At 63.6% G+C, this 26,969-nt stretch carries 22 protein-coding genes and 1 pseudogene; 10 read left to right on the top strand and 13 right to left on the bottom strand.

What is annotated here, in order from left to right; all coding sequences use genetic code 11:
* Positions 1–8 precede the first annotated feature (8 nt).
* Complete coding sequence (locus KHO27_RS23285; protein WP_214500839.1) at positions 9–1,349, bottom strand: OprD family porin; 1,341 nt, start codon at positions 1,347–1,349, stop codon at positions 9–11.
* 502 nt (positions 1,350–1,851) lie between these two features.
* On the opposite strand from KHO27_RS23285, the gene tauA reads away from it, so the two are divergent.
* From tauA to tauD, 4 genes are read left to right on the top strand one after another with little or no spacing between them, the layout of a single operon-like run.
* Positions 1,852–2,823, top strand: a complete 972-nt coding sequence (tauA, locus tag KHO27_RS23280) for a taurine ABC transporter substrate-binding protein (protein WP_139667833.1) — start codon at positions 1,852–1,854, stop codon at positions 2,821–2,823.
* 13 nt (positions 2,824–2,836) lie between these two features.
* Positions 2,837–3,616 carry a taurine ABC transporter ATP-binding subunit gene (gene tauB / locus KHO27_RS23275; protein WP_214500838.1) on the top strand — a complete coding sequence of 260 codons (780 nt, stop codon included), beginning with the start codon at positions 2,837–2,839 and terminating at the stop codon, positions 3,614–3,616.
* Positions 3,613–4,452, top strand: a complete 840-nt coding sequence (tauC, locus tag KHO27_RS23270) for a taurine ABC transporter permease TauC (RefSeq protein ID WP_214500837.1) — start codon at positions 3,613–3,615, stop codon at positions 4,450–4,452. The genes tauB and tauC overlap by 4 nt, the downstream gene beginning before the upstream one ends.
* 48 nt (positions 4,453–4,500) lie before the next feature.
* On the top strand, positions 4,501–5,334 hold the full coding sequence (tauD, locus tag KHO27_RS23265; protein ID WP_214500836.1) for a taurine dioxygenase: 834 nt from the start codon (positions 4,501–4,503) through the stop codon (positions 5,332–5,334).
* Between the two features lie 88 nt (positions 5,335–5,422).
* On the opposite strand, the gene betT is transcribed toward tauD, so the two are convergent.
* Positions 5,423–7,384, bottom strand: a complete 1,962-nt coding sequence (gene betT / locus KHO27_RS23260) for a choline transporter BetT (protein ID WP_173862440.1) — start codon at positions 7,382–7,384, stop codon at positions 5,423–5,425.
* A 256-nt stretch (positions 7,385–7,640) separates the two neighbouring features.
* Positions 7,641–8,579 carry a serine O-acetyltransferase EpsC gene (gene epsC, locus KHO27_RS23255; protein ID WP_046857529.1) on the bottom strand — a complete coding sequence of 313 codons (939 nt, stop codon included), beginning with the start codon at positions 8,577–8,579 and terminating at the stop codon, positions 7,641–7,643.
* Positions 8,580–8,825: 246 nt separating this feature from the next.
* On the opposite strand from epsC, the gene tcyJ reads away from it, so the two are divergent.
* Genes tcyJ through tcyN form a run of 3 tightly spaced genes read left to right on the top strand, consistent with a single transcriptional unit; the run spans position 8,826 to position 11,060 of the window.
* Positions 8,826–9,632, top strand: coding sequence for a cystine ABC transporter substrate-binding protein (gene tcyJ, locus KHO27_RS23250; RefSeq protein WP_023630289.1), 807 nt, complete (start codon positions 8,826–8,828; stop codon positions 9,630–9,632).
* Entirely contained in the window at positions 9,629–10,297 is a 669-nt protein-coding gene (tcyL, locus tag KHO27_RS23245) for a cystine ABC transporter permease (protein ID WP_046857530.1), read from the top strand. The genes tcyJ and tcyL overlap by 4 nt, the downstream gene beginning before the upstream one ends.
* Position 10,298: 1 nt before the next feature.
* Positions 10,299–11,060 carry an L-cystine ABC transporter ATP-binding protein TcyN gene (gene tcyN / locus KHO27_RS23240; RefSeq protein ID WP_214500835.1) on the top strand — a complete coding sequence of 254 codons (762 nt, stop codon included), beginning with the start codon at positions 10,299–10,301 and terminating at the stop codon, positions 11,058–11,060.
* A gap of 16 nt (positions 11,061–11,076) precedes the next feature.
* On the opposite strand, the gene KHO27_RS23235 is transcribed toward tcyN, so the two are convergent.
* From KHO27_RS23235 to trxA, 5 genes are all read right to left on the bottom strand, one after another.
* Complete coding sequence (locus KHO27_RS23235; RefSeq protein WP_046857532.1) at positions 11,077–11,727, bottom strand: gamma-glutamylcyclotransferase; 651 nt, start codon at positions 11,725–11,727, stop codon at positions 11,077–11,079.
* Positions 11,728–12,063: 336 nt separating this feature from the next.
* Positions 12,064–13,032, bottom strand: coding sequence for a CDP-6-deoxy-delta-3,4-glucoseen reductase (locus KHO27_RS23230; protein ID WP_214500834.1), 969 nt, complete (start codon positions 13,030–13,032; stop codon positions 12,064–12,066).
* Complete coding sequence (gene ubiD / locus KHO27_RS23225) at positions 13,032–14,498, bottom strand: 4-hydroxy-3-polyprenylbenzoate decarboxylase (RefSeq protein WP_046857534.1); 1,467 nt, start codon at positions 14,496–14,498, stop codon at positions 13,032–13,034. The genes KHO27_RS23230 and ubiD overlap by 1 nt, the downstream gene beginning before the upstream one ends.
* A gap of 196 nt (positions 14,499–14,694) precedes the next feature.
* Entirely contained in the window at positions 14,695–15,954 is a 1,260-nt protein-coding gene (gene rho / locus KHO27_RS23220) for a transcription termination factor Rho (protein ID WP_011536308.1), read from the bottom strand.
* 310 nt (positions 15,955–16,264) lie between these two features.
* Positions 16,265–16,594, bottom strand: a complete 330-nt coding sequence (gene trxA / locus KHO27_RS23215; RefSeq protein ID WP_110700138.1) for a thioredoxin TrxA — start codon at positions 16,592–16,594, stop codon at positions 16,265–16,267.
* A 244-nt stretch (positions 16,595–16,838) separates the two neighbouring features.
* Here trxA and ppx point away from each other — a divergent pair, with 244 nt between their 5' ends.
* A complete protein-coding gene (gene ppx, locus KHO27_RS23210; protein WP_102684972.1) occupies positions 16,839–18,341 on the top strand; it encodes an exopolyphosphatase in 1,503 nt (500 codons plus the stop codon).
* Here ppx and ppk1 read toward each other — a convergent pair.
* Together ppk1 and hemB are read right to left on the bottom strand one after the other, a co-directional pair.
* Positions 18,328–20,508 (bottom strand): polyphosphate kinase 1, encoded by a 2,181-nt coding sequence (gene ppk1 / locus KHO27_RS23205; protein WP_371918078.1) that lies wholly within the window; start codon positions 20,506–20,508, stop codon positions 18,328–18,330. The genes ppx and ppk1 overlap by 14 nt on opposite strands.
* 79 nt (positions 20,509–20,587) lie before the next feature.
* A complete protein-coding gene (gene hemB / locus KHO27_RS23200) occupies positions 20,588–21,598 on the bottom strand; it encodes a porphobilinogen synthase (protein WP_023631873.1) in 1,011 nt (336 codons plus the stop codon).
* Between the two features lie 208 nt (positions 21,599–21,806).
* Between hemB and KHO27_RS23195 the strand changes: the two genes are divergently transcribed.
* Positions 21,807–22,451 carry a DedA family protein gene (locus tag KHO27_RS23195; protein WP_214500833.1) on the top strand — a complete coding sequence of 215 codons (645 nt, stop codon included), beginning with the start codon at positions 21,807–21,809 and terminating at the stop codon, positions 22,449–22,451.
* 501 nt (positions 22,452–22,952) lie between these two features.
* On the opposite strand, the pseudogene KHO27_RS26290 reads toward KHO27_RS23195, so the two are convergent.
* Positions 22,953–23,579: pseudogene (locus KHO27_RS26290) on the bottom strand (sterol desaturase family protein); the annotation flags it as partial.
* A gap of 113 nt (positions 23,580–23,692) precedes the next feature.
* On the opposite strand from KHO27_RS26290, the gene elbB reads away from it, so the two are divergent.
* Positions 23,693–24,358, top strand: coding sequence for an isoprenoid biosynthesis glyoxalase ElbB (gene elbB / locus KHO27_RS23185; protein ID WP_214500832.1), 666 nt, complete (start codon positions 23,693–23,695; stop codon positions 24,356–24,358).
* Between the two features lie 12 nt (positions 24,359–24,370).
* Here elbB and KHO27_RS23180 read toward each other — a convergent pair whose 3' ends face one another.
* Both KHO27_RS23180 and KHO27_RS23175 read right to left on the bottom strand, forming a co-directional pair.
* The gene (locus tag KHO27_RS23180) at positions 24,371–24,823 is read right to left on the bottom strand and encodes a YaiI/YqxD family protein (protein ID WP_102684976.1); all 453 of its coding nucleotides are present in this window, start codon (positions 24,821–24,823) and stop codon (positions 24,371–24,373) included.
* Between the two features lie 137 nt (positions 24,824–24,960).
* Complete coding sequence (locus KHO27_RS23175; RefSeq protein ID WP_214500831.1) at positions 24,961–26,904, bottom strand: FTR1 family protein; 1,944 nt, start codon at positions 26,902–26,904, stop codon at positions 24,961–24,963.
* Positions 26,905–26,969: the final 65 nt, after the last annotated feature.

Genomic DNA, 26,969 nt, shown 5'->3' with positions numbered 1-26,969 from the left:
GCTACGACTTACAGGAAGTTGTAAGTGTAGTTCACGATGAAGCGGGTCTGATCCGTGTCCTTGGTGAACTCGTTGGTGTCGCCGTTGGTACCACGGTAGACACCTTGACGCAGGCTGAAGCCCAGCCCCTTGAGCGTGCCTTCCTGGATGACGTAGTCGATACGCGCGTCTCGTTCCCACTCGCTGTAGGTGCCATGGCCGGATGCGTAACGCACATCGGTACCGCGCAGGTACGAAACAGACGCCTTCAAGCCCGGCACCCCGAGGCGTGCGAAATCATAGGAATACTGGCCGAAGGTGGTGTTCTCGCCCGCACGCGCGAACTGGTTGATCATGCTGTCGGTGAACAGGTAGAAGCTCGACCCTGCCGCACCTTCCGAACGACCATTACCGTCAACGACGCCACCCTGGTTCAGCCAGACGAACGCGCCGTCATCGCTCACACGCTGATGGCCGAGCAGGAACGCGTGGCCGCCCAGGGTGTAAGTGAACATGGCCGACCAAGTCTTGTTGTCGACCTCGCCTTTGTTCTTGGCGTAACCCTTGTTGTTGTCGAAGGCATAGTTGGCATCGTGACCGTTCTTGCCATCGCTGCTGCTGTCAAAGTAGCGCAGGTCAGTCTTGAAGGACTGATCGTCGGCGATCTTGAAGACATGAGTGGCGCCGAGGAAATGCTGCTTGTAGAAGTCTTCCAGGTTCGAGTAGTAGTACTGCAGCGTCAGGTCTGGAGTGAGCTTGTAGTCCAGACCGCCGTAGCGGAACTTGTTGCTGTCAGCAGGCGCACCGGAAACCGACAAGCCTGTGCGGTTGCTCGAAGCGCGGCCCATGGCGTGCGTCAGCTGACCAGCGTTGATGGTCAGATTGTCGATTTCCTTCGAGGTGACGGTAGCACCTTCAAAGGTTTGCGGCAGCAGACGGCCATCATTGGAGACCAGAATCGGAAGCATCGGTGCGAGGGCACTACCGAAGTGAGCTTCGGTCTTGGAGAAGCGCGCCTTGGCATTGGCACCGAAACGGGTCCATTGGTCCACCGCCGAGCCGTTGGTCTCGCTAGGGAAGAACGAGCTGCTGTTCGGGTGTTTGCCACGACCACCATCCAGGTGGATACCCCACAGGGCCTGAGCGTCAACGCCGAAACCTACGGTGCCTTCGGTGAAACCGGAGATATAGTCGAGCTTGAAGCCCTGACCCGACTCGCGGTTGTCGGCACCTTTGGCACGGTTGTCGTTGTTGAAGTACATGGTGCGCGAGCTCAGGGACAGCTTGCTGTCCTCGATGAAACCTGCAGCGCCTGCTTGTTGGGCGAGAACCCCCAGTGCCACGGCCAGGGCCAGGCTGGACTTGTACATGTTTTGCTCCTCTACGTTCTAATTTTTGTGCGTCTCAAGCGGCGGAGTCTGCTGCCCCACTCACCCGGATTGGCGATTTAGCACCAAAGCGTGACCGCCTAGTCAATCGCTAACGATCGATTCGCGACTTTGGTCTAACCCGCCGACCTGCGCTACAGGATAATGACAATCCTATAAATCCAAAATGACCGTTTTGTGAATCTGTAAGATTTTTACGGAATAACATCGGAACCATTCCTGCAAATCGTTGTATCGACGCCGTCAATCATACCTTTAGGTTATGTGCAAACGTTTGCAGGGGTGGCGACCAACGGCCTCCCGTCGGAACCGATCAAGCGTAGCTAGCTTGGGGGATTCCGCCACCGGCACCGCCGCCCCACACGGCTGGGGGGTCAGAGCGATTGGCTTTTAAGCTAATTCTAAAAAGTTATTTATTTCATATTTCTTAGATCATCTAGTCTTCTCGCCATCTATCCCCGAATGCCTGACGAGAGGTTCAACCATGATCCCGCATGCTCCGCTGCGCCTGTTCGCCGCCCTGACCCTCGCCAGTGCCAGCTGGCTGGCCCAGGCCGCCGACCTGACCGTCGCCTACCAGACCACCGTCGACCCGGCCAAGGTGGCCCAGGTCGATGGCACCTATGAAAAGGACAGCAAGGCCAGCATCGACTGGCGCAAGTTCGACAACGGCGCCGACGTGATCACCGCCGTCGCCTCGGGCGACGTGCAGATCGGCTACCTCGGCTCCAGCCCGCTGGCCGCCGCCGCCACCCGCAAATTGCCTGTGGAAACCTTCCTGATCGCCACCCAGATCGGCGCCGGTGAAGCCCTGGTCGCCCGCGACAGCATCAAGACCCCGCAGGACCTGGTGGGCAAGAAAGTCGCCGTGCCGTTCGTTTCCACCGGCCACTACAGCCTGTTGGCCGCGCTGAAGAGCTGGAACATCGACCCGTCGAAAGTGCAGATCCTCAACCTCGCGCCACCGGCGATCATCGCCGCCTGGAAACGCGGCGACATCGACGCCACCTACGTCTGGGACCCGGCCCTGGGCGTGGCCAAGGAGAACGGCAAGGTGCTGATTACCTCCGGCGAGCTGGCCGAGAAAGGCGCGCCGACCTTCGATGCCTGGATCGTGCGCAAGGACTTCGCCGCCAAGCACCCGGAGATCGTCAAGTCGTTCGCCAAGGTCACCCTCGACGCCTATGCCGACTACCGCAAGGACCCGAAAGCCTGGCTAGCCGACAAGGACAACGTCGCCAAGCTGGTCAAGCTGTCTGGCGCCAAGCCCGCCGATATTCCGGTACTGCTGCAGGGCAACGTCTACCCACTGGCCGCCGACCAGGCCAGCGCACTCGGCGCACCGACCACCCAGGCGCTGACCGACACCGCCACCTTCCTCAAGCAGCAGGGCAAGGTCGATGCCGTGCTGCCGGACTACGCGCCCTACGTCAGCGCCCAGTACCTGCCCAACTGATCCGGAGCCCGTCATGGCCTTGCTCGAGCTGGAGCGCATCAGTGCACAGTACCCCGGCGCCACCACCCCGGTGCTGGCCGACATCAACCTGAGCCTGGGTCCGCGCCAGCTGCTGGTGGCCCTCGGGCCTTCCGGCAGCGGCAAGACCTCGCTACTCAACCTGATCGCAGGCTTCGTCGCCCCCAGTGGCGGGCACATCACCCTCGATGGCGCACCGGTGCAAGGCCCGGGCGCCGAGCGCGGCGTGGTGTTCCAGGACGATGCCCTGCTGCCCTGGCAGGACGTGCTCGGCAACGTCGCTTTCGGCCTGGAGCTGGCTGGCGTGCCGCGTGCGCAGCGTGAAGCCAAGGCGCGAGAGATGCTCGCACTGGTCGACCTGGCCGGCTTCGGCGAGCGGCGTGTATGGCAATTGTCCGGCGGGCAGAAACAACGTGTCGGCCTGGCCCGGGCGCTGGCCGCCGACCCACGGGTGCTGTTGATGGATGAACCGTTCGGCGCCCTCGATGCCTTTACCCGCGAACAGATGCAGGAGCTGCTGCTGCAGGTCTGGCAGCGCACCGCCAAGCCAGTGTTCCTGATCACCCACGACATTGAAGAAGCGGTGTTCCTCGCCACCGAGCTGGTGCTCCTGGCGCCCAATCCGGGGCGCGTGGTCGAACGCCTGCAACTGGACTTCGGCCAGCGCTACGCCGCTGGTGAGTCGGCCCGGGCGATCAAATCCGATCCACGCTTCATCGAAACCCGCGAGCACGTGCTGGCGCGGGTGTTCTCGCAACGCCAGGAGTCCGCATGAGCAGCATCGAATTGCCGGCCGCCGCCAAGCAGGCCCCCCGGACGCCACCTGTCGTGAAAACCCGCAAGCCCTTGCCGACCCGCTGGATCAGCGCCCTCACCCTGGCATCGCTGCTGTTGGTGTGGTGGCTGGTTACCGCCGCCGGCTGGATCGAGCCGCTATTCCTGCCCTCGCCCGCCGATATCCTGGCCAAGGGCTGGACGCTGCTCACCCAGGGCTACATGGACGCCAGCCTGTGGCAGCACCTGGGCGCCAGCCTGGGGCGCATCGGCCTGGCGCTGCTGTTCGCCACCCTGACCGCCATCCCGGTGGGCATCGCCATCGGCTACAACCGCGTGGCCCGCGGCATCCTCGATCCGCTGATCGAATTCTACCGGCCGATTCCGCCGCTGGCCTACCTGCCACTGATCGTCATCTGGTGCGGCATTGGCGAGCTGTCGAAGGTGCTGCTGATCTACCTGGCCATCTTCGCCCCGATCGCCATCGCCACCGCCACTGGCGTGCGCACCGTGGACCCGGCCAAGCTGCGCGCGGCCCAATCGTTGGGAGCCAGCAAAGCCCAGTTGATACGCCACGTGATCCTGCCCAGCGCCCTGCCCGACATTCTCACCGGCATCCGCATCGGCCTCGGTGTGGGCTGGTCGACCCTGGTCGCTGCCGAGCTGATCGCAGCCACCAGTGGCCTGGGCTTCATGGTGCAGTCGGCGGCGCAGTTCCTGGTCACCGATGTAGTGGTGCTGGGGATCCTGCTGATCGCCCTGATCGCCTTCGCCCTGGAGATGGGCCTGCGCGCCCTGCAGCGCAAGCTGGTGCCCTGGCACGGCCAGAGCCATTGACCCCTGAATGACCACGCCGGCAACCCGGCACCTGGAACGAGAAACGACATGAGCCTGACCGTTACCCCCTTGAGCCCGGCACTGGGCGCGCAGATCAGCGGCGTGGACCTCAGCCGCGACATCACTGCCGAACAGCGTGACGCCATCGAGCAGGCGCTGCTCGAGCACCAGGTGCTGTTCTTCCGCGACCAACCGATCTCCCCCGAGCAGCAGGCGCGCTTCGCTGCCCGCTTCGGCGACCTGCATATCCACCCGATCTACCCCAATGTGCCGGACACACCGCAGGTGTTGATCCTCGACACCGCAGTCACCGACGTGCGCGACAACGCCGTGTGGCACACCGACGTAACCTTCCTGCCGACCCCGGCGCTGGGCGCGGTGCTCAGTGCCAAGCAGCTGCCGGCCTATGGTGGCGATACCCTGTGGGCCAGCGGCATAGCTGCGTTCGAGGCGCTGTCGGCGCCACTGCGCGAGATGCTCGACGGCCTGACCGCCACCCATGACTTCACCAAGTCGTTCCCGCTGGAGCGTTTCGGCACCACGCCCGAGGACCTGGCACGCTGGGAGGCGACCCGGCGCAACAACCCGCCGCTGTCGCACCCGGTGGTACGCACCCACCCGGTCAGTGGACGCAAGGCATTGTTCGTCAATGAAGGGTTCACCACGCGGATCAACGAACTGAACGAACTGGAGAGCGAGGCGCTGCTCAAGCTGCTGTTCGCCCATGCGACGCGGCCAGAGTTCAGCATTCGCTGGCGTTGGCAGGAAAATGACGTGGCGTTCTGGGACAACCGCGTGACGCAGCACTTTGCGGTGGATGACTACCGCCCCAGCCGGCGGGTGATGCATCGGGCGACCATCCTGGGGGATGCGCCGTTCTGAAAGATCCGGGGAGGCCGTTGGCCTCCTTTCGCTGGCAGGCCAGCTCCCACAGGTTTTGCCACAAACCTGCGGGAGCGTCCCCAGCGTTCTACCTGACCAGGTGCAGGTACTGCATGTGCCGCTCGTACTGGTCGAGGATGTCGTTGATGATCTGTTCCTTGCTGTAGCCCACCAGGTCGTAGTTCTGGCTGCCCTCGGACAGATGCACCTCCGCACGGTAGTAGCGGCGGTTCTTCAAGTCCTGGGTCCCCAGCCCGCCCAAGGCGAACGATGGCGTGAAGTAGCCGCGCATCTGCACCTGGTAGATGAACGGCTGCTCCTCGCCATGGCCGATCTTCAGGCTGACGTTGTCATGGCTCGGGTCGTCCTGGGTGATCAACACCAGGCCCTTCTGCTCGAACACCTCGCGCACCTCGGCGATGGCCGGGCGCACCACGTCGTCCATGAAGCGATACACCTCGTCCCGAGACGGGAAGTGCACCGCCTGGCTCAGGCGTTGGCGCCAGCCACCACGCCCGCGCCGGGATTGGGCGAACGGCGCCAGCGAATGCATCTGTGCGATCTGCCGCTGGCTTTCCAGGTAGAAGGCCTTGTGCAGCCCCCACATCATGCACAGCAGGATCAGCGAGAACGGCAACGAGGTCAGCACCACCGCCGACTTCAGCGAGTCGATGCTGCCGGCGAACAGCAGGCTGCTGGTAATCAGCGCAGTCATCGCACCCCAGAAGATCCGCAGCCAGTTCGGGCCGTCCTCGTCGGCGCCGCCGCCCTTGGCCGACAGCGTCGACAGCACCACGGTGCCGGAGTCGGCAGAAGTGACGAAGAACACGAAACTGATGAACACCGTCACGGCGATCACCGTCTTGCTCCACGGGTAGGTTTCCAGCAGCAGGTACAGGCTCATCGACGGGTTGTCGAGGGCTGACTGGCCGAGCGCGGTCATGCCGTGGTTGATCACCTGGTCCAGGGCGCTGTTGCCGAAGATCGACATCCACGCCAGGGTGAAGCCCAGCGGGATCAGCAGCACGCCGAAGACGAACTCGCGAATGGTCCGGCCCCGCGAGATACGGGCGATGAACAACCCCACGAACGGCGCCCAGGCAATCCACCAGGCCCAGTAGAACACCGTCCAACCGCCCAGCCAGTCGCGCTGCTCGCCGTAGGCGTACACATCGAAGCTCTTGCGCGGCAGGGCGCCAAGGTAGTCACCGAGGTTCTGGATCAGCGTATTGAACAGGTGCTGGGTGGGCCCGGCGAACAGCACGAACAGCAGCAGCGCGCAGGCCAGGAACAGGTTGATGTCGCTCATCACCCGCACGCCCTTCTCTACCCCGGCGACCGCCACGGCCACGGCCGCGCCCATCATCAGGGTGATGAGGATCACCTGCACCCATTGGCTGTGGCTGATGCCGAACAGGTAGTCCAGGCCTGCGTTCAGGTGCAGTACGCCGAAGCCCATGTCGGCGCCCAGGCCGAATACCGTGGCGATGATGCCGAAGCCATCCACTGCGTAGCCGATCGGCCCGTTGATGCGCTTGCCGATCAGCGGGTATAGCGCCGAGCGCAGGGCCAGTGGCAGGTTGTGACGGTAGGCGAAGTAGGCGAGTGCCATGCCGACGAAGGCGAACACACCCCAGCCGTGCAGGCCCCAGTGCAGGAACAGGATCTGCATCGCCTGGCGCCCGGCCTCGGCCGTGCCCGCCTCACCTTGTGGCGGCTGGAGCATGTGGGTCAGCGGTTCGGAGACGCAGAAGAAGAACAGCGTGATGCTGATGCCGGCGGCGAACAGCATGCCGGCCCAGGACAGGTAGCTGAACTCGGGCTCGTCATGGTCGGCGCCGAGCTTGATCTTGCCGTAGCCCGACAAGGCGGTGACCACCACGAAGACCAGGTACAGGGTCATGGCCAGCATGTAGTACCAGCCGACCGTGTTGGCCGCCCAGTTCTGCGCGGCCAGCAACCACTCGCCGGCAGCCTGGGGCTGGGCGATGACGATCAGGCCGAAAATGAGGATGAAGCTTGCCGCGAAATAGAACACGGGGGGGTTCATGCGGATCTTGCCGTTGGCAAGATCGGGGGTCGGTGCACTCATCGAACAGGCACCTCGTCACGGGACGTGAGGTTCGGATTGAACGGGTTCAGCAAAGGCGATTCCTCCTTTTGAACACCGGCAATGGACCAGCGTTTTTCGTTGAACAAGCGTTCAAGTTAAACATGGATTGGATTTCAATGCGACCCGATGCCGCTCCAGGGCGTGATCGAGGTGGGGGCGGGAACTCCCGCCGCCACGCCTCAAAAGCCTTGAGCTAGAGGGCTTTCTTGCCCTCGCAATCGAGCTGCAGGTTCGCCTGGGTAATGTTGCTGTCAGCCGGCACGCTGCGGGTCAGCCAGACGTTGCCGCCAATGGTAGAACCCTTGCCGATGGTGATCCGCCCGAGGATGGTCGCGCCGGCGTAGATCACCACGTCGTCCTCGACGATCGGGTGCCGCGCCAGGCCCTTGTGCAAGGTGCCGGACTCGTCGCTGGGGAAGCGCTTGGCGCCCAGGGTCACCGCCTGGTAGATGCGCACCCGCTCACCGATGATCGCGGTCTCGCCGATCACCACGCCGGTGCCGTGGTCGATGAAGAAGCTCGGGCCGATCTGCGCACCGGGGTGGATGTCGATGCCGGTGGCCGAGTGCGCCAGCTCCGAACTGATCCGCGCCAGCAGCGGCAGGCCGGCTCGATAGAGGTGGTGGGCCAGCCGGTGGTGGATGATCGCCAGGATGCCGGGGTAGCACAGCAGCACCTCGTCGACGCTGCGCGCCGCCGGGTCACCGTGGAAGGCGGCGAGTACGTCGGTGTCCAGCAGCACGCGCAGCGCCGGCAGGGCCGCGGCGAAATCCTGGATCAGGCGCAGGGCGTGGGTATCGACATCGACCACATCGGTCTTGCCATGGCGCGCCGCGTAGCGCAGTTCCAGACGGGCCTGGGCCAGCAGCGCGGTGAGGGCGGCGTCGAGGGTGTGGCCCACATAGAAGTCCTCGCTTTCCTCGCGCAGGTCCACCGGCCCCAGGCGCATGGGGAACAGCGCGCCGCACAGCTGTTCGAGAATCTGCCGCAGCGCCTCGCGCGACGGCAGTTCGCGCCCGCCCTGCTCGCCGCTGCTGCGGCCATTGCTGCTGCGCCACTGCTCGCGGGCGTTGCGCAGGCCACTGACGATACCCTGCAGTTGCCAGTGCCCGGTTGATGGTTGTTCGCTCACGGTGTTTCTCCTGCCAGGCGGCTTTCTCTATTTGCATACGCTCCTACAAGGAGGTGCAAAACACGATACGTCAAATCTGCCTCTTGGAAAAAACAACGCTTTATTCCATCCTGAGCTAAGTCGGGTATAAGCCGCTGCAATTTGCAGCTTTGGAATAACAACCTGATTTTTTATTATTTCCCGGCCTATGAAGCCCACCTCTATAGTCGCCACCTCACTACTTCCACAACAAGCGCGGGGCATGCCATGACCAAATTCGCCAAACCCCTTCTCAACGCCAGCCTGGCGCTCCTGCTCGGCGCCGGCCTGCTCGGCCAGGCCTTTGCCGGCGAACAGTTGAAGACCATCCAGGAAAAAGGCGTGATCAACGTCGGCCTGGAAGGCACCTACCCACCGTTCAGCTTCCAGGACGAAAACGGCAAGCTGACCGGCTTCGAGGTCGAGCTGTCCGAGTTGCTGGCCAAGGAGCTGGGGGTCAAGGCCAAGGTCCAGCCGACCAAGTGGGACGGCATCCTCGCCGCACTGGAATCCAAGCGCCTGGACGTGGTGATCAACCAGGTGACCATCTCCGAGGAACGCAAGAAGAAGTACGATTTCTCCGAGCCCTACACCGTTTCCGGCATTCAGGCCCTGGTACTCAAGGGCAGTGACAACGAGAAAAACATCAAGACTGCCGCCGATCTCGGTGGCAAGAAGGTCGGTGTCGGCCTGGGCACCAACTATGAGCAATGGGTGAAACAGGATGTGCCGACAGCCGATGTGCGCACCTACGAAGATGACCCGACCAAGTTCGCCGACCTGCGCAACGGTCGTATCGACGCCATCCTGATCGATCGCCTGGCTGCACTCGAGTACGTCCAGAAAACCGCCAAGGACAAGAAACCGACCGCACTCGCTGGCGAGAAATTCTCCAAGCTGGAATCGGGCGTGGCCTTGCGCAAAGGCGAACCTGAACTGCTCGATGCGCTGAACAAGGCCATCGACAAGCTCAAGGCCGACGGCTCGCTGGCCAAGCTGTCCGAGAAATACTTCGGTGCCGATGTCACCAAATGATCGCTGAAAGCCTGCAACTCGTTGTCGATTCCGCGCCCTTCCTGTTGAAGGGCGCGGGTTATACCGTGCTGCTCAGCGTCGGCGGCATGTTCTTTGGCCTGGTGCTGGGCTTTGCCCTGGCGCTGATGCGGCTGTCGAAGATCCTGCCGCTGGACTGGCTGGCGCGCATCTATGTGTCGTTCTTCCGCGGCACGCCGCTGCTGGTGCAGCTGTTCGTGATCTACTTCGGCCTGCCGCAGATCGGCATCGAGCTCGATCCGATCCCGGCCTCGCTGATTGGTCTGTCGCTGAACATGGCGGCGTATATCTGCGAGATCCTCCGCGCGGCAATCTCCTCGATCGACCGTGGCCAGTGGGAAGCCGCCGCCAGCATCGGCATGACCCGCACCCAGGCCATGCGCCGGGCGATCCTGCCGCAGGCCCTGCGCACTGCCCTGCCTCCGCTGGGCAACAGCTTCATCTCGCTGGTCAAGGACACCGCCCTGGCGGCGACCATCCAGGTGCCCGAGCTGTTCCGCCAGGCGCAGCTGATCACCGCACGGACCTTCGAGGTCTTCACCATGTACCTGGCTGTCGCGGTGGTCTACTGGATCCTCTGCAGCATCCTGGCGCACTTCCAGAACCGCATGGAAGCGCGGGTCAACCAGCACGACCAGGAGCATTGAGATGATCGTAGTAGAAGGCCTGACCAAGCAGTTCAAGGGCCAGACCGTGCTCAACGGCATCGACCTGAGCGTGCAGCCCGGCGAAGTGGTGGCCATCATCGGCCCCAGCGGCTCGGGCAAGACCACCTTCCTGCGCTGCCTGAACCTGCTGGAAACCCCCGACGCCGGGCGCATCCAGATCGGCGATATCAGCATCGATGCCAAGCGTCCGTTAGGTGGCCAGCAGAGTGCTATCCGCCGCCTGCGCCAACAGGCCGGGTTCGTGTTCCAGAACTTCAACCTGTTCCCTCACCGCACCGCCTTGGAGAACGTTATCGAAGGGCCGGTGATCGTCAAGAAGACGCCCCGTGACAAGGCCATCGAGCTGGCCAGGCGCCTGTTGGCCAAGGTCGGCCTGGCAGGCAAGGAGGACGCCTACCCCCGGCGCCTGTCCGGCGGCCAGCAACAACGGGTGGCCATCGCCCGCGCCCTGGCCATGGAGCCGGAAGTGATCCTGTTCGACGAGCCCACCTCGGCGCTCGACCCCGAACTGGTCGGCGAAGTGCTGGAAACCATCCGCGGCTTGGCCGAGGAGAAGCGCACCATGATCATCGTCACCCACGAGATGAGCTTCGCCCGCGATGTCGCCAACCGGGTGATCTTCTTCGACAAGGGCGTGATCGTCGAGCAGGGCGAGGCCAAGGCGCTGTTCGCCAACCCGAAGGAAGAGCGCACACGTCAGTTCCTGCGCAAGTTCCTCGGCACCGCCGCCGGCCAGGAATGAACCCGATGCGCGGGGCTCACACCTCGCGCAGGTTGTGGCAACGCCTGAAGCGCGCTTCCAGGTTGCGATCGGGCATCTGGTGGCTGCGCAGGGCGTTGAGGGTCTGCTCCACGTAATCGCGCGTGGTGCCGTAACGCCCCTTGGCGCTGGCGAGGATCTGGCTGAGCAGGGTGTCCGGCAGATTGCCCGCGTAGCACGGCAGGTGCCGCTCAAGTACGAAACCCAGCGCCTGCACCTTGCTACCATCGTCCAGGCGGCAGCTCAACCAATGCGGACGATAAGCCGGGAACGGCATCTCACGCTGCCACAGGGCCATCAGCGAGTCGTGCAGGTTGGTTTCGTCCAGACGGAAGGCGAAGCCGCTGCAGGAGCCGCCACGGTCCAGGCCGAACACCAGGCCCGGGCACTCCGGGGTGCCACGGTGTTCGTGGGACCACAGGTAGAGGCCGCGGTGATAACCATGCACCCGCGCCCGCTGGCGCTCGACCGAGTTGCATTCGGGGCGCCAGATCAGCGAACCATAGGCAAACAGCCAGACCGGGCCGCCCTCATGTTGCGACATCGTGTCCTGCATCGAGCGATGCAATTGTTCGGCGGTGAGTTGTTGGCCGAAGTCGAGCGACGGCGGATAGGAGACTTGCCAGGATGAACTTTCAAGTGTCGACATGAGCTGCCGCCATTAATTCCTGAGAACTACCAAAGTGCAGGTATTGCCGTGCCTGTTCGGATGCTATCGCGGGGCAAGCCCGCTTCCACAAAGGCCTACCAGGATCGCGTGGGAACGGGTTTGCCCGGCGACTTACCTGGCACCTAACGTAAGGCAGAACGCACTTTGCACTCAACCCCGAAAACAGGATTTCATTAAAGCATCCGCTGAACGGAAACTAATAGTCCGAGTATAGCGAAACTTATTACCCGCACCGGTAACAATCTCCGCCATATAATCAACAGGAAAACACTTGGTTATTAAACCCGACACGCCCTTGCAGCGTGCCGGGTTACTTCACCCGCGTGGCGCGTAGGCGAACACGTCAGCCCGCATGCGGTGGGCATCCATGCCTGCCTCGACCAATGCATCGAGGGTGGCGTAGACCATGTTCGGCGAGCCACTGGCATAGACATGCACCTGGTTGAGGTCGCAGATGTCCTCGCATACCGCTTCGTGGAGCAGGCCACACCGCCCTTCCCAACCGCACAGATCGCTGACCACCTTGTGCAGGAACAGGTTCGGCAGGCGCTCCCACTCGGCCCAGTGCTCGATCTGGTAGAAGTCTTCAGGCCGGCGCACCCCCCAGTACAAGTGCACCGGGTGCTTGAAGCCCTGCGCCCGGCAGTGCTCGATCAGGCTGTGCATCTGCCCCATACCGGTACCGGCGGCGATCAGTACCAGCGGGCCGTCGGGCAACTCTGCCAGGTGCGCATCACCAAATGGCAGTTCGATGCGGGCCAGGCCATTGCGCTGCAACTGCTGGATCAACTGCACGGCACTGCTTTCGCGGGCCAGCACATGTAGCTCCAGCTCACGCCCACCGTGGGGCGCCGAAGCGAGCGAAAAAGCTGCCTTGTCCATGCCCTCACGCTCGATCATCAGGTATTGCCCGGCGTGGTAGCGGGGCGGCTTGCCGGCCGGCGCGCGCAGGCGCACGCGCCAGACATCGCCACCGATCTCGACGCACTCGCTCACGGTACAAGCCAGCTTGCGCAGCGGCAGCTCGCCCAGGGCCAGCACACCATCCCACAGCAACACACAGTCCTCCAGCGGCTCGGCGATGCAGGTGAACAGCTCACCGTGATCGCGCACCTGGCCTTCCTGGCGAACACTGCCTTCCACCAGCAGCGCGGCACACACATGGCAGTTGCCATTGCGGCAGCTGTTCGGGCAGTCATAGCCCAGGCGCCGTGCCGCATCCAGAATCCTTTCACCCGGTTCGACCGCCAGTACCGCCCCGGAAGGCTGCAAGGTTACCTGCATCAATCTATTCCCAACTGGTCCCACAGCTCATCGATACGGCGGGTGACGGCCTCGTCCTTGACGATGACCCGGCCCCATTCGCGTGTAGTCTCGCCCGGCCATTTGTGCGTGGCGTCCAGGCCCATCTTCGACCCCAGCCCCGATACCGGCGACGCGAAGTCGAGGTAGTCGATCGGGGTGTTGTCGATCATCACCGTATCACGCTTGGGGTCCATGCGCGTGGTGATGGCCCAGATCACATCGTTCCAGTCGCGAGCGTTGATATCGTCGTCGGTGACGATAACGAACTTGGTGTACATGAACTGTCGCAGGAACGACCACACACCCAGCATCACGCGCTTGGCATGGCCAGGGTACTGCTTCTTCATGGTCACCACCGCCATGCGGTACGAGCAGCCTTCGGGCGGCAGGTAGAAGTCGGTGATCTCGGGGAACTGCTTCTGCAGGATCGGCACGAACACTTCGTTCAGCGCCACGCCGAGGATCGCCGGCTCATCCGGCGGCCTGCCGGTGTAGGTGCTGTGGTAGATCGGCTTTTGCCGGTGGGTGATGCGCTCGACGGTGAACACCGGGAAGCTGTCCACCTCGTTGTAGTAGCCGGTATGGTCGCCGTACGGGCCTTCCGGGGCCATCTCGCCGGGGTGGATCACGCCCTCGAGGATGATCTCGGCGGTGGCCGGTACCTGCAGGTCGTTACCACGGCACTTGACCAGTTCGGTGCGGTTGCCACGCAACAGGCCAGCGAAGGCGTACTCGGAAAGCGTGTCCGGGACCGGGGTCACGGCACCGAGGATGGTCGCCGGGTCCGCGCCCAACGCCACGGCTACCGGGAACGGCTGGCCAGGATGCTTCTCGCACCATTCGCGGTAGTCCAGCGCCCCGCCGCGGTGGCTCAGCCAGCGCATGATCACCTTGTTGCGGCCAATCACCTGCTGGCGATAGATACCCAGGTTCTGGCGGTCCTTGTTCGGCCCGCGAGTCACGGTCAGGCCCCAGGTGATCAGTGGCGCAACATCGCCCGGCCAGCAGTGCTGGATCGGCAGCTGGCCGAGGTCGACATCATCGCCTTCGACCACGATTTCCTGGCACACCGCGTCCTTGACCACCTTCGGCGCCATGGACACGACCTTCTTGAAGATCGGCAGCTTCGACCAGGCGTCCTTCAGGCCCTTCGGCGGCTCGGGCTCCTTGAGAAACGCCAGCAGCTTGCCGATCTCGCGCAGTTCTTCGGTCGACTCGGCGCCCATGCCCATGGCCACGCGCTCGGGGGTCCCGAACAGGTTGCCCAGCACCGGCATGTCGAAGCCGGTGGGTTTTTCGAAGAGCAAGGCCGGACCCTTGGCGCGCAGCGTGCGGTCGCAGACTTCGGTCATTTCCAGAACTGGGGAGATGGGAACCTGGATGCGCTTGAGTTCACCGCGCTGTTCCAGGCCACGAATGAAGTCGCGTAGATCGCGATACTGCATGCAAGGGCCTCGTGTTGGGCGTATCGGTCGGGGTGCAGAGTGTAGCGCCGTTCACGCCTTGTTTGGGGGCAAAAAATGAAAAGGGGCCGCTTTGCGATCCCATCGCGGGGCAAGCCCGCTCCCACAGATTCCGTGGGAGCGGGCTTGCCCCGCGATGGGCTGCAAGGCAGCCCCAATCAATGCCGGTCTGAAACGCTTACTTGCGCTTCATCGACAGGAAGAACTCATCGTTGGTCTTGGTCTGCTTGAGCTTGTCGACCAGGAACTCGATGGCGGCGATCTCGTCCATCGGGTGCAGCAGCTTGCGCAGGATCCACATGCGCTGCAGTTCGTCGTCGGCGGTCAGCAGCTCTTCGCGACGGGTACCGGACTTGTTGATGTTGATGGCCGGGAACACACGCTTCTCGGCGATGCGGCGGTCCAGGGGCAGCTCCATGTTGCCGGTACCCTTGAACTCTTCGTAGATCACCTCGTCCATCTTCGAGCCGGTTTCGACCAGCGCGGTGGCGATGATGGTCAGCGAACCGCCTTCCTCGATGTTACGGGCGGCACCGAAGAAGCGCTTCGGCTTCTCCAGGGCGTGGGCGTCGACACCACCGGTCAGCACCTTGCCGGAGCTCGGGATCACGGTGTTGTAGGCACGCGCCAGACGGGTGATGGAGTCGAGCAGGATGACCACGTCTTTCTTGTGCTCGACCAGGCGCTTGGCCTTCTCGATGACCATCTCGGCAACCTGCACGTGGCGGGTCGGCGGCTCGTCGAAGGTCGAAGCGACCACTTCGCCGCGCACGGTGCGCTGCATCTCGGTCACTTCTTCCGGGCGCTCGTCGATCAGCAGGACGATCAGGTGGCACTCGGGGTTGTTACGGGTAATGTTGGCCGCGATGTTCTGCAGCATGATGGTCTTACCGGCTTTCGGCGGTGCGACGATCAGGCCACGCTGGCCTTTGCCGATCGGGGCGCACAGGTCGATCACACGACCGGTGAGGTCTTCGGTGGAGCCGTTACCGGCTTCCATCTTCAGGCGCTTGTTGGGGAACAACGGCGTCAGGTTTTCGAAGAGGATCTTGTTCTTCGCGTTTTCCGGACGGTCGAAGTTGATGGTATCGACCTTCAGCAGCGCGAAGTAACGCTCGCCTTCCTTTGGTGGGCGGATCTTGCCGACGATGGTGTCGCCGGTGCGCAGGTTGAAGCGACGGATCTGGCTGGGCGAAACGTAGATGTCATCAGGGCCGGCCAGGTAAGAGGCATCCGCCGAACGCAGGAAACCGAAACCATCCTGGAGAATCTCCAGCACGCCGTCACCCGAGATCTCTTCGCCGCTTTTCGCATGCTTCTTCAGCAGGGCGAAAATCACGTCCTGTTTGCGCGAACGGGCCATGTTTTCGATGCCCATCTGTTCGGCCATTTCCAAAAGATCGGTAATCGGCTTTTGCTTGAGTTCTGTCAGGTTCATAAGGGGAGTGACGTAATCATGTAAGGAAGGGAAAAATTAAGCAGTTGGCTTAATGAGGCCGCGCCGCTAGATGGCGACAGGATCGCGTACTGATTCGAATTAGGGATGCTTCGGCGACGGCGTGCAGAGGGCACTGGAGAAGCAGTGCGAGGCCGAATGTAACACTTGCTTTTTTCGACGTCTAGTGGTTTTGGCCAGTGTTTTACGGGGCTATCCGACTGGATGGTCGCAAGGCCGGGGCTCGCCAGCCCTCAGGAAAACCACCTACAACAGATAAAGAAAAGCCCCGCATTTGCGGGGCTTCATCCAATCACAGGCTGGCGTCGAGGAACGCTTTGAGCTGCGACTTGGACAATGCGCCGACCTTGGTGGCCTCGACGTTGCCGTTCTTGAACAGCATCAGCGTCGGGATACCACGCACGCCGTGCTTGGCCGGGGTTTCCTGGTTTTCGTCGATGTTCAGCTTGGCGATGGTCACCTTGCCTTCATATTCCGAAGCGATGTCGTCCAGTACCGGCGCGATCATCTTGCATGGGCCGCACCATTCAGCCCAGTAGTCGACCAGCACCGCGCCTTCAGCCTTGAGTACGTCGGCTTCGAAGCTGGCGTCGGTGACATGTTTGATAAGATCGCTGCTCATGGATATCTCCAGGTCGTAAGCACAAAAAAACGTTGCCCATCATAGCCGCACCCAGGCGCGACAGGAAGCCACAGACGATTGAGTGTAACTATAGTTGTGCAAGACGCCACGAATCGAAACTGTCATATCACGGTCATAACATTGCTATGACATTGCCATGCATCAAGCCTTGCCGTGCCGCTCGTTGGCGTAGGACCACGATCGTGGCACGATTGCCGGGTTAACGACCGAGAACCTCCAGACCATGCCGCATACCACCGCGAAGAACCTGTCTCTGATCGCCGCCATCGACCTGGGCTCCAACAGCTTCCACATGGTCGTGGCCAAGGCCCATCACACGGAAATCCGCATCCTCGAAAGGCTTGGAGAAAAGGTTCAGCTCGCCGCCGGCATCGACGATGAGCGCAGGCTCAGCGAAGAAGCCATGCAACGCGGCCTGGAATGCCTCAAGCGCTTCGCCCAACTGATCAACGGCATGCCACAGGGCGCGGTGCGCATCGTCGGCACCAACGCCTTGCGCGAAGCACGCAACCGCAACGAATTCATCCTGCGCGCCGAAGCCATCCTCGGCCACCCGGTCGAGGTCATTTCCGGCCGTGAAGAGGCGCGCCTGATCTACCTGGGCGTGTCCCACACCCTGGCCGACACCCCGGGCAAGCGCCTGGTCGCCGACATCGGCGGCGGCAGCACCGAGTTCATCATCGGCCAGCGTTTCGAGCCGCTGCTGCGCGAAAGCCTGCAAATGGGCTGCGTCAGCTTCACCCAGCGTTATTTCCGCGACGGCAAGATCACCCCGGCGCGCTACGCACAGGCCTACACCGCTGCGCGCCTGGAGCTGATGAGCATCGAGAACGCCCTGCACCGCCTGACCTGGGACGAGGCGATCGGCTCGTCCGGGACCATCCGTGCCATCGGCGCCGCTATCAAGTCCGGCGGCCTGGGCAATGGCGAGGTCAACGCCGAGGGCCTGGCCTGGGTCAAGCGCAAGCTGTTCAAGCTGGGCGAGACCGACAAGATCGACTTCGAAGGGGTCAAACCCGATCGCCGCACCATCTTCCCGGCGGGGCTGGCCATCCTCGAGGCGATCTTCGACGCGCTGGAGCTGCAGCGCATGGAGCACTGCGACGGTGCCCTGCGTGAGGGCGTGCTGTTCGACCTGCTGGGCCGCCATCACCACGAGGACGTGCGCGAGCGCACCCTGAACTCGCTGATGGAGCGCTACCACGTCGATCAAGGCCAGGCCGCACGCGTGGAGCGCAAGGCGCTGCACGCCTTCGACCAGGTAGCCAAGGCATGGGACCTAGAAGAGGGCAACTGGCGCGATCTTCTGGGTTGGGCGGCGAAAGTGCATGAAGTGGGCTTGGATATCGCCCATTATCACTACCACAAGCACGGAGCCTACCTGATCGAGCACTCCGACCTGTCCGGCTTCTCCCGCGAAGACCAGCAGATGATGGCACTGCTGGTGCGCGGCCATCGCCGCAACATTCCCAAGGACAAGTTCGCCGAGTTCGGCGACGAAGGCATCAAGCTGATCCGCCTGTGCGTACTGCTGCGCTTCGCCATTCTCTTCCACCACATCCGCGGCACCCAGCAGATGCCGAAAGTGGTGCTGCACGCCGGCGACAACAGCCTGGAAGTGGTTTTCCCTGGCAACTGGCTGGAACAGAACCAGCTGACCCAGGCCGACTTCGCCAACGAGGCGGAGTGGCTGGCCCGGGTCGGCTTCGTCCTCAGCGTACGTTGAGCACCGGGTTGCTCAGGCGCTCCAGCAGGGTCGCCTGGGCACTGCGCGGGTTCTGGTTGCCGGTCGGGGTGCTGCGCACGTAGCGCCCGTCCGGCTGCAAGGTCCAGGCCTGGGTGTTGTCGGTCAGGTAGCCTTCCAGTTCCTTCTTGACCCGTAGCAACAGCTTCTTGCCTTCCACCGGGAAGCAGGTCTCGACGCGCTTGTCGAGGTTGCGCTCCATCCAGTCGGCACTGGACAGGTAGATCTGCTCCTCGCCGCCATTGAGGAAATAGAACACCCGGGTGTGCTCGAGGAAGCGGCCGATGATCGAGCGCACATGGATGTTGTGCGAAACGCCCGGGATGCCCGGACGCAGGCAGCACATGCCGCGCACCACCAGGTCGATGCGCACGCCCGACTGGCTGGCCTTGTACAGCGCCTTGATGATCTTGGCGTCGGTCAGCGAGTTGAACTTGGCGATGATGTGCGCAGGCTTGCCCTCCAGGGCGAACTGGGTCTCCCGGGCGATCATGTCGAGCATGCCCTTCTTCAGGGTGAAGGGCGCGTGCAGCAGCTTCTTCATGCGCAGGGTCTTGCCCATGCCGATCAACTGGCTGAACAGTTTGCCGACGTCTTCGGTGAGGGCGTCGTCGGAGGTCAGCAGGCTGTAGTCGGTGTACAGGCGGGCGTTGCCGGCGTGGTAGTTGCCGGTCCCCAAGTGCGCGTAACGCACGATCTCGCCCTGCTCGCGGCGCAGGATCAGCATCATCTTGGCGTGGGTCTTGAAACCGACCACCCCGTAGATCACCACCGCGCCAGCGGCCTGCAGGCGGCTGGCCATCTGCAGGTTGGACTCTTCGTCGAAGCGGGCGCGCAATTCGATCACCGCAGTGACCTCCTTGCCGTTACGCGCCGCGTCCACCAGGGCGTCGACGATCTCCGAGTTGGCGCCCGAGCGATAGAGCGTCTGGCGCACGGCAAGCACGTGCGGGTCCTTGGCGGCCTGGCGCAGCAGGTCGATCACCGGGGTGAACGACTCGAACGGGTGCATCAGCAACACGTCCTGCTTGCCGATCACGCTGAAGATGTTGTCGGCATTGACGAGCAGCTTGGGGATCGCCGGGGTGAACGGCGTGTACTGCAGCTCCGGGTGGCTGTCGAGCCCGGTGATACTGAACAGGCGGGTCAGGTTGACCGGGCCGTTGACCTGGTACAGCTCGCTCTCGCTCAGGCTGAACTGCTTGAGCAGGTAGTCGGAGAGGTGTTTCGGGCAAGTGTCGGCCACCTCGAGGCGCACCGCATCGCCGTAGCGGCGCGAGAACAGCTCGCCGCGCAGGGCCCGGGCCAGGTCGTCGACTTCTTCGGAGTCCAGCGCCAGGTCGGCGTTACGGGTCAGGCGGAACTGGTAGCAACCCTTGACCTTCATGCCCTGGAACAGGTCATCGGCATGGGCATGGATCATCGACGACAGGAACACATAGTTGTCGCCAGGCCCACCCACGTCTTCCGGCACGCGGATTACCCGCGGCAGCAGGCGCGGTGCCGGAATGATCGCCAGGCCCGAATCGCGGCCGAAGGCGTCGACACCCTCGAGCTCGACGATGAAGTTCAGGCTCTTGTTCACCAGCAGCGGGAACGGGTGGGTCGGGTCGAGGCCGATCGGGGTGATGATCGGCGCGATCTCGTCGCGGAAGAAGCGCCGTACCCAGGTCTTGAGCTTGGGCGTCCAGTAACGGCGGCGGATAAAGCGAATGGCGTGTTTTTCCAGCTCCGGCAGCAGCACGTCGTTGAGGATCGCGTACTGGCGATCCACTTCGAGATGCACCAGCTCGCTGATGCGCGCCAGCGCCTGGTGCGGCTGCAGGCCGTCGGCGCCGGCCTGTTCGCGGGCGAAGTTGATCTGCTTCTTCAGGCCGGCCACGCGGATTTCGAAGAACTCGTCCAGGTTGCTGGAGAAGATCAACAGGAACTTCAGGCGCTCGAGCAGCGGGTACGACTCGTCCAGCGCCTGCTCCAGCACGCGGATATTGAACTGCAGCTGCGAAAGCTCGCGATGAATGTACAGGCTGCTGTCGTCCAGGCTCGGCACGGCGATCGCCGGAGCCGGCGCAGGCGCTGGAGCAGGGGCGGCTTCAGCGACAGGTTCCGGCTGCGCTACCGCCGGCAGGTCGGGCGGCGTCTGCACCATCTCTTCGGGCACGGCCTGGGCATCCTTGATCGCGACAGGGTTGAGCACTTCGTTATTCATCTGACGTTCCTGGAGAGCGTTACTGCCCTCTCATCATTTGAGCGGCACGCACGGCGAAATAGGTCAGGATGCCGTCGGCGCCTGCCCGTTTGAATGCGGTGAGGGATTCAAGGATCACGGCTTCGCTGAGCCAGCCGTTCTGGATCGCAGCCATGTGCATGGCGTACTCGCCGCTGACCTGATAGACGAAGGTCGGCACCTTGAACTCGGTCTTCACCCGGTGAACGATGTCCAGGTACGGCATGCCCGGCTTGACCATGACCATGTCGGCGCCTTCGGCGAGGTCGGTGGCCACTTCGTGCAAGGCCTCGTCGCTGTTGGCCGGATCCATCTGGTAGGAGGCCTTGTTGGCCTTGCCCAGGTTCAGCGCCGAGCCGACCGCATCGCGGAACGGGCCGTAGTAGGCGCTGGCGTACTTGGCCGAGTAGGCCATGATGCGCACGTTGACGTGGCCGGCCACTTCGAGGGCTTCGCGGATCGCGCCAAGACGGCCGTCCATCATGTCCGATGGGGCGACGACCTGGGCGCCAGCCTCGGCATGGGACAGCGCCTGACGCACCAGCGCGTCGACGGTGATGTCGTTCTGCACGTAGCCTTCCTCGTCGAGGATGCCGTCCTGACCGTGGGTGGTGAACGGGTCAAGGGCCACGTCGGTGATCACCCCCAGCTCCGGGAAGCGGGCACGCAGGGCACGGGTGGCGCGCTGGGCGATGCCATCCGGGTTCCACGCTTCGGCGCCATCGAGGGATTTCTTTTCGGTCGGTGTCACCGGGAACAGCGCCAGCGCCGGAATGCCCAGCTCTACCCACCCCTGTGCGGCTTCCAGCAGGAGGTCGATCGACAGGCGCTCGACGCCCGGCATGGACGGCACTTCTTCACGGCGGCCTTCGCCGTCCAGCACGAATACCGGAAGAATCAGGTCATCGACGGTCAGGGTGTTTTCGCGCACCAGGCGACGGGAGAATTCGTCCCGACGATTGCGACGCAGACGGGTGGCAGGAAACAGACGATTGGCGGGGGTAAAGCTCACGGCAGACTCCTGAGCCCGCGCAGGCGGGCGAGCGCGACAGTTATAAGCGGCCATTATGACGCCTGTGTGACACCCGAGGGCAACCCTGCGACTTGTGGCCGCAGTCATTGTCCTTGTAGGAAATGTTCACGTCGAGACACATTTGGACACTTTCCCGATCGCGCCCGAAGGGGTAGGCTGCGCGTTCATTTCGCCAGCACGCCAGAAAATGCTTCAACAATTCCTGAACGATTTCGGCTATTTTGCCCTTTTTCTCGGCACGTTCTTCGAGGGCGAGACGATCCTCGTGCTCGCCGGGTTTCTTGCGTTCCGCGAATACATGGATATCAAGCTGGTAGTCCTGGTGGCCTTTTGTGGCAGCTACGCCGGTGACCAACTGTGGTACTTCATGGGCCGCCGCCATGGGCGCAAGATCCTCGCCCGCAAGCCTCGCTGGCAGGCCATGGGCGACCGCGCGCTGGAGCATATCCGCCGCCATCCGGACATCTGGGTGCTGAGCTTCCGCTTCGTCTACGGCCTGCGCACGGTCATGCCGGTGGCCATCGGCCTGTCCGGCTACCCGCCACGCCGCTACCTGCTGCTCAATGGCATCGGCGCCGCAGTCTGGGCCCTGGCCCTGGGCCTGGCCGCCTACCACTTCGGCGCCATCCTCGAAGGCATGCTGGGCAGCATCAAGAAATACGAGTTATGGGTGCTCGGCGGCCTGCTGGTGTTGGGCCTCACGCTCTGGCTGCGCCGGCGCTTTCGCAATAGCCGCGCCGAGCGTCGCGCGGCGGCAGAGGGCCAGGCCGCCGAGGCTGAGCAAGCTGTAGCCGAGCAGCAGCAGCCAGAACAACGGCGTGACCAGCACTAAGCCAAGCGCGCCGGCCAGATACAGCGCGGGCGCATTCGACAGCAGGCGCGCCAGTTCCAGGCGCCCTGCCCAGGCCCGGTCTTCCAGCGCCACGCCCAGCACGAACAGCCCGAACGCCATCACCATCCAGCCCAATGCCAGGGCCGCGGGCGTCACCTGCTCCGCCACCTCCATCAGATAACTGCCCAACGCCACGTAGACCGCGAACTGCGCCGTGACGTACAGCTGCTGCGCAGCGCTCAGCGGGATCGCGAACTTGCGAAACGCGGCGAGGTCCTGCTTGGCCTGTGGATAAGCGGCGGCCACGTCCGCCGGCCGCCAGCCGGTGGGCATGAACCAGATGCGCAGCTTGTCCCACCAACGGGCCGTTCGCCGGGCGTCGTCCCACAGCTGGGCATAGAACTGCACGTTGGCCCACAGCGGGTTCCAGCTCGCCAAAGGCGTGGTCACGCCAAAGATCACCGGCTCGCGCTCGTCCTCTTCCTGGAAGGTGCCGAACAGCCGGTCCCAGATTATGAACACGCCGCCGTAGTTGCGATCCAAGTACAGAGGATTCTGCGCATGGTGGACGCGATGGTTGGACGGCGTGATGAAAATCCACTCGAGCCACCCCAGCTTGGGCACATGGCGGGTGTGCACCCAGAACTGGTACAGCAGGTTCAGCGATGCCACGGTGATGAACACCAGGGGCGGCACGCCCAGCAGCGCCAGCGGCAGGTAGAAGATCCAGGAAAACAAGAACCCGCTGCTGGTCTGGCGCAAGGCGGTGGTGAGGTTGTACTCCTCGCTCTGGTGATGCACCGAGTGCGCTGCCCACAGGATGTTGCGCTCGTGGCCCAGGCGGTGCAGCCAGTAGTAACAGAGGTCGTAAAGCACGAAGGCGACCACCCACACCCACCAGGCATCCGCCGGCAGCCGCAACCAGGCCAGGTGCTCCCATGCCACGGCATAGGTGACCAGCCCCACCCCTTTGGTCAGCAGCCCGGTGCTGGTGGACAGCGCACCGGTGCTCAGGCTGTTGATCGAGTCGGCAAGCTGGTAGTTGCGACGCCCGCGCACGCGGTCGGCGATCAGCTCCACCGCGATCAGCACGAAGAAGAACGGCACGGCCAGCAGAATCAGGTCCATGAACGGCCACCTCCAAGGTTGTTCACGAAGATTAGGCCCGGCGAAGGGCAAATCCCATGGCTACATCTGCCAAACTAGAGGACATTTAGCGCCTCGACACTGGAGTATTGAGCATGACAAAAAAAGTTGCGGTGATTCTGTCCGGTTGCGGCGTGTACGACGGCGCCGAAATCCATGAGAGCGTGATTACCCTGCTGCGCCTGGACCAGCGCGGCGCGCAGGTGCAATGCTTCGCGCCGAACATCGCGCAGATGCATGTGATCGACCACCTGACCGGGGAAGAGATGCCGGAATCGCGCAATGTGCTGGTGGAGTCGGCGCGCATTGCCCGTGGCGAGGTGAAGGACATTCGCGAAGCCAGCGCTGAAGACTTCGACGCCCTGATCGTTCCCGGTGGCTTCGGTGCAGCCAAGAACCTGTCGAATTTTGCCGTCGAAGGTGCCGGCTGCACGGTGCAAGCGGAAGTGCTGGCCCTGGCCGAGGCCTTCGCCGAGGCGGGCAAGCCGGTCGGCCTGCTCTGCATTTCGCCAGCCCTGGCAGCCAAGATCTATGGCCCGGGCGTGGTCTGCACCATCGGCAAGGATGCAGATACCGCTGCTGCAGTGGTGAAGATGGGCGGCACCCATGAGGAGTGCGATGTGCACGACATCGTCGAGGATGTGCAACGCAAGTTGGTGACGACCCCAGCGTACATGGAAGCCAAGTCGATCAGCGAAGCGGCGGGAGGCATCTACAAGCTGGTGGACCGAGTGCTGGAGCTGACCCACGAAAACGACTGATTCCTACGGCCCCTAGCGTTTGGAAAGCCGTCCAAGAATCCGGTCCAGGGCATTGGCGAACGCTTGCTTCTCGCGCTCGCCATACGGTGCCTGCCCGCCGCCCACCTGCCCCTGCTCGCGCAGTTCGGTGAACAGGTTGCGCACCGCCAGGCGCTCACCCATGTTGCGCTCGTCGAACTCGCGGCCACGCGGGTCCAGCGCGGCCACGCCTTTCTTGATCAAGCGGTCGGCCAGTGGCACGTCGCTGCAGATCACCAACTCGCCCGGCACGGCGTTGTCCACCAGGTAATCGTCGGCCGCGTCCATGCCGCTGGGCACCACGATAAGCCGCACGCAGGCGAAGGCCGGCTTGATCTGTGGCTGACCGGCCACCATCACCACCTCCAGCTTGCGCTTGAGGGCGAACTTGACGATCAGGTCCTTGGCCGCCTTGGGGCAGGCGTCGGCATCGATCCATACACGCATGGGATTAATCCTGTACTCCGGGCAGTGACGTCGTGGGAGCGGGCTTGCCCCGCGATAGCGCCTGAACAGGCGGACATTATGCCAGCCCCAGCCTCATCGGGGGGCGGCGACGCACCACCCCTTCCCCCTGCACGGACTCAGCTGGCCGCCGCCCGGCGCTTCTCGGCCAAGCGGCTGCGTCCATAGAGGAACACGATAGCCAGCAACGCCACCGCCTGCGCACTCAGCGAGTAGAGATCGGCGTGGATCCCCAGCCAGTCGAACTCGAAGAACGCCACCGGCCGCGTACCCAGCACGCCGGCCTCCTGCAGCGCCTTGACGCCATGCCCGGCGAACACCACCGACAGCGCACAGAGCAAAGCCGCGTTGATGCTGAAGAACAGCGACAGCGGCAGCTTGGCCGAGCCGCGCAGAATCACCCAGGCCAGGCCCACCAGCAGCACCAGCGCCGTGGCACCGCCTGCCAGAACCGCCTGGTGGCCAGCCGGGCCGGCCTGCAGCCAAAGGGTCTCGTAGAACAGGATCACCTCGAACAGCTCGCGGTACACCGAGAAGAACGCCAGCACGGCAAAGCCGAAGCGCCCGCCGCCACTGACCAGGCTGCTCTTGATGTAGTCCTGCCAGGCGGCCGCGTGGCGGCGGTCGTGCATCCACACGCCTAGCCACAGCACCATCACCGCGGCGAACAACGCCGTGCAACCTTCGAGCAGTTCACGCTGCGCGCCACCGACATCGATCACATAGGCCGCCAGGGCCCAGGTGGCGAAACCGGCGACCAGCGCCAAGGCCCAGCCGACGTTGACGCTGCGCACCGCCGACTGCTGGCCGGTGTTGCGCAGGAAGGCGAGGATCGCCGCCAGCACCAGGATCGCCTCCAGGCCCTCGCGCAGCAGGATCAACAGGCCAGAGATGTAGCTCAACGACCAGCTCAGGCCATCGCTGCCCAGCAGCTTCGAGGCCTGTTCGAGCTTGACCTTGGCTTCGGCCAGGCGCTGGTCGGCCTGGGCCACCGGCAGGCCGTCCTGCAGCGACTGACGGTAGGCCATCAGCGACTTCTCGGTGTCCTTGCGAGCCTGGGTGTCGATGTTGTCGAGCGAGCTTTCCACCAGCTCGAAGCCTTCCAGGTAAGCCGCCACCGACAAGTCGTAGGCCTGGTCGTGGTCGCCGGCGCGGTAAGCCGCCAGGCTCTTGTCCAGGGTGCTGGAGGTGTACTCGAGCAGTTGCGCCGGGCCACGCTTGACCTGCGGCGGTTGCGCCCGCTGGGCGCGGAACGCGGCCACGGCGTTTGCGCCTTCACTGGCGGCAACTTCGGCCGGGGTCTGCCGGGCCAGGTCGGCGAGGTTCCAGGTCTTGTCGCTCTTGGCCGCCTGCGGATCGGCGGTGAAGCTGGCGATGTAGGCCGCCACGTCCCAGCGCTGGCGCTCGTCGAGCTGGTCGGCGAACGAGGGCATCTCGGTGCCCTCGATGCCCAGCCCGAGGGTGTTGTACAGGTCGAACAGGCTGAGCTGGTCGAGGCGCGCGGCATCGCGCAGGTTGGCCGGCGCAGGCTCCAGGCCGACGCCGGCCGGGCCATCGCCCAGCCCGGTATCGCCGTGGCAGATCGAGCAATACTGGGCATACAGCGCTGCGCCACGGGCCGGATCCGGGGTGATCACCGGTGCCTGGCTGACCTCGTAGGCCACCGCCAGGCGTGCGCCCAGCTGGCGGGCCTGGCGAGCAACACCGGCGCCATCCTGACGCTGGTCGATGGCCTGGCGCAGGCTCTGGACACCCTGCTCCAGCGCGCCGCGCTCGGCATGCTCGGGCAGCCCCTTGACCAGCTCGGCCAGCACGCCGCTGAACTCCTGTTGCTCGCGGTATTCCCCGTCGTCCACCACCTTGCCGTCGCGCACGGTCGGCGGGTAGTCGGCACCGATGTAGTCCAGCAGATGCAACGCCTTGGTCGCCTCGGCCGGTGCTTCGGCCAGCGTCGGGGTGCTGCACAGCGCCAGTACCGGGCCAAGCAACAAGGCAGGCAGCCAGGCAAGCAGACGGGAACGGGAAATCATGGCCAATCTCGACGGAAATACGAAAGAGAACATTGTTCACTTCCACTCTCCCCCGCTCAAGGCTCACCCGCATATTTCATGAAAAATCTTGCGACAAA

This window comes from Pseudomonas sp. RC3H12 (assembly GCF_018596375.1).
Classification (GTDB): domain Bacteria; phylum Pseudomonadota; class Gammaproteobacteria; order Pseudomonadales; family Pseudomonadaceae; genus Aquipseudomonas.
The sequence above is the reverse complement of the archived record's forward strand: the minus strand, read 5'-3'. Positions and strand labels throughout refer to the sequence as shown.

Bases quoted from the DNA above. Each gene is read 5' to 3' on its own strand.
- KHO27_RS23285 (WP_214500839.1), bottom strand. From the start codon at position 1,349: ATGTACAAGTCCAGCCTGGCCCTGGCCGTGGCACTGGGGGTTCTCGCC.
- tauA (WP_139667833.1), top strand. From the start codon at position 1,852: ATGATCCCGCATGCTCCGCTGCGCCTGTTCGCCGCCCTGACCCTCGCC.
- tauB (WP_214500838.1), top strand. From the start codon at position 2,837: ATGGCCTTGCTCGAGCTGGAGCGCATCAGTGCACAGTACCCCGGCGCC.
- tauC (WP_214500837.1), top strand. From the start codon at position 3,613: ATGAGCAGCATCGAATTGCCGGCCGCCGCCAAGCAGGCCCCCCGGACG.
- tauD (WP_214500836.1), top strand. From the start codon at position 4,501: ATGAGCCTGACCGTTACCCCCTTGAGCCCGGCACTGGGCGCGCAGATC.
- betT (WP_173862440.1), bottom strand. From the start codon at position 7,384: ATGAACCCCCCCGTGTTCTATTTCGCGGCAAGCTTCATCCTCATTTTC.
- tcyJ (WP_023630289.1), top strand. From the start codon at position 8,826: ATGACCAAATTCGCCAAACCCCTTCTCAACGCCAGCCTGGCGCTCCTG.
- tcyL (WP_046857530.1), top strand. From the start codon at position 9,629: ATGATCGCTGAAAGCCTGCAACTCGTTGTCGATTCCGCGCCCTTCCTG.
- tcyN (WP_214500835.1), top strand. From the start codon at position 10,299: ATGATCGTAGTAGAAGGCCTGACCAAGCAGTTCAAGGGCCAGACCGTG.
- KHO27_RS23235 (WP_046857532.1), bottom strand. From the start codon at position 11,727: ATGTCGACACTTGAAAGTTCATCCTGGCAAGTCTCCTATCCGCCGTCG.
- KHO27_RS23230 (WP_214500834.1), bottom strand. From the start codon at position 13,032: ATGCAGGTAACCTTGCAGCCTTCCGGGGCGGTACTGGCGGTCGAACCG.
- ubiD (WP_046857534.1), bottom strand. From the start codon at position 14,498: ATGCAGTATCGCGATCTACGCGACTTCATTCGTGGCCTGGAACAGCGC.
- rho (WP_011536308.1), bottom strand. From the start codon at position 15,954: ATGAACCTGACAGAACTCAAGCAAAAGCCGATTACCGATCTTTTGGAA.
- trxA (WP_110700138.1), bottom strand. From the start codon at position 16,594: ATGAGCAGCGATCTTATCAAACATGTCACCGACGCCAGCTTCGAAGCC.
- ppx (WP_102684972.1), top strand. From the start codon at position 16,839: ATGCCGCATACCACCGCGAAGAACCTGTCTCTGATCGCCGCCATCGAC.
- ppk1 (WP_371918078.1), bottom strand. From the start codon at position 20,508: ATGGTGCAGACGCCGCCCGACCTGCCGGCGGTAGCGCAGCCGGAACCT.
- KHO27_RS23195 (WP_214500833.1), top strand. From the start codon at position 21,807: ATGCTTCAACAATTCCTGAACGATTTCGGCTATTTTGCCCTTTTTCTC.
- elbB (WP_214500832.1), top strand. From the start codon at position 23,693: ATGACAAAAAAAGTTGCGGTGATTCTGTCCGGTTGCGGCGTGTACGAC.
- KHO27_RS23180 (WP_102684976.1), bottom strand. From the start codon at position 24,823: ATGCGTGTATGGATCGATGCCGACGCCTGCCCCAAGGCGGCCAAGGAC.
- KHO27_RS23175 (WP_214500831.1), bottom strand. From the start codon at position 26,904: ATGTTCTCTTTCGTATTTCCGTCGAGATTGGCCATGATTTCCCGTTCC.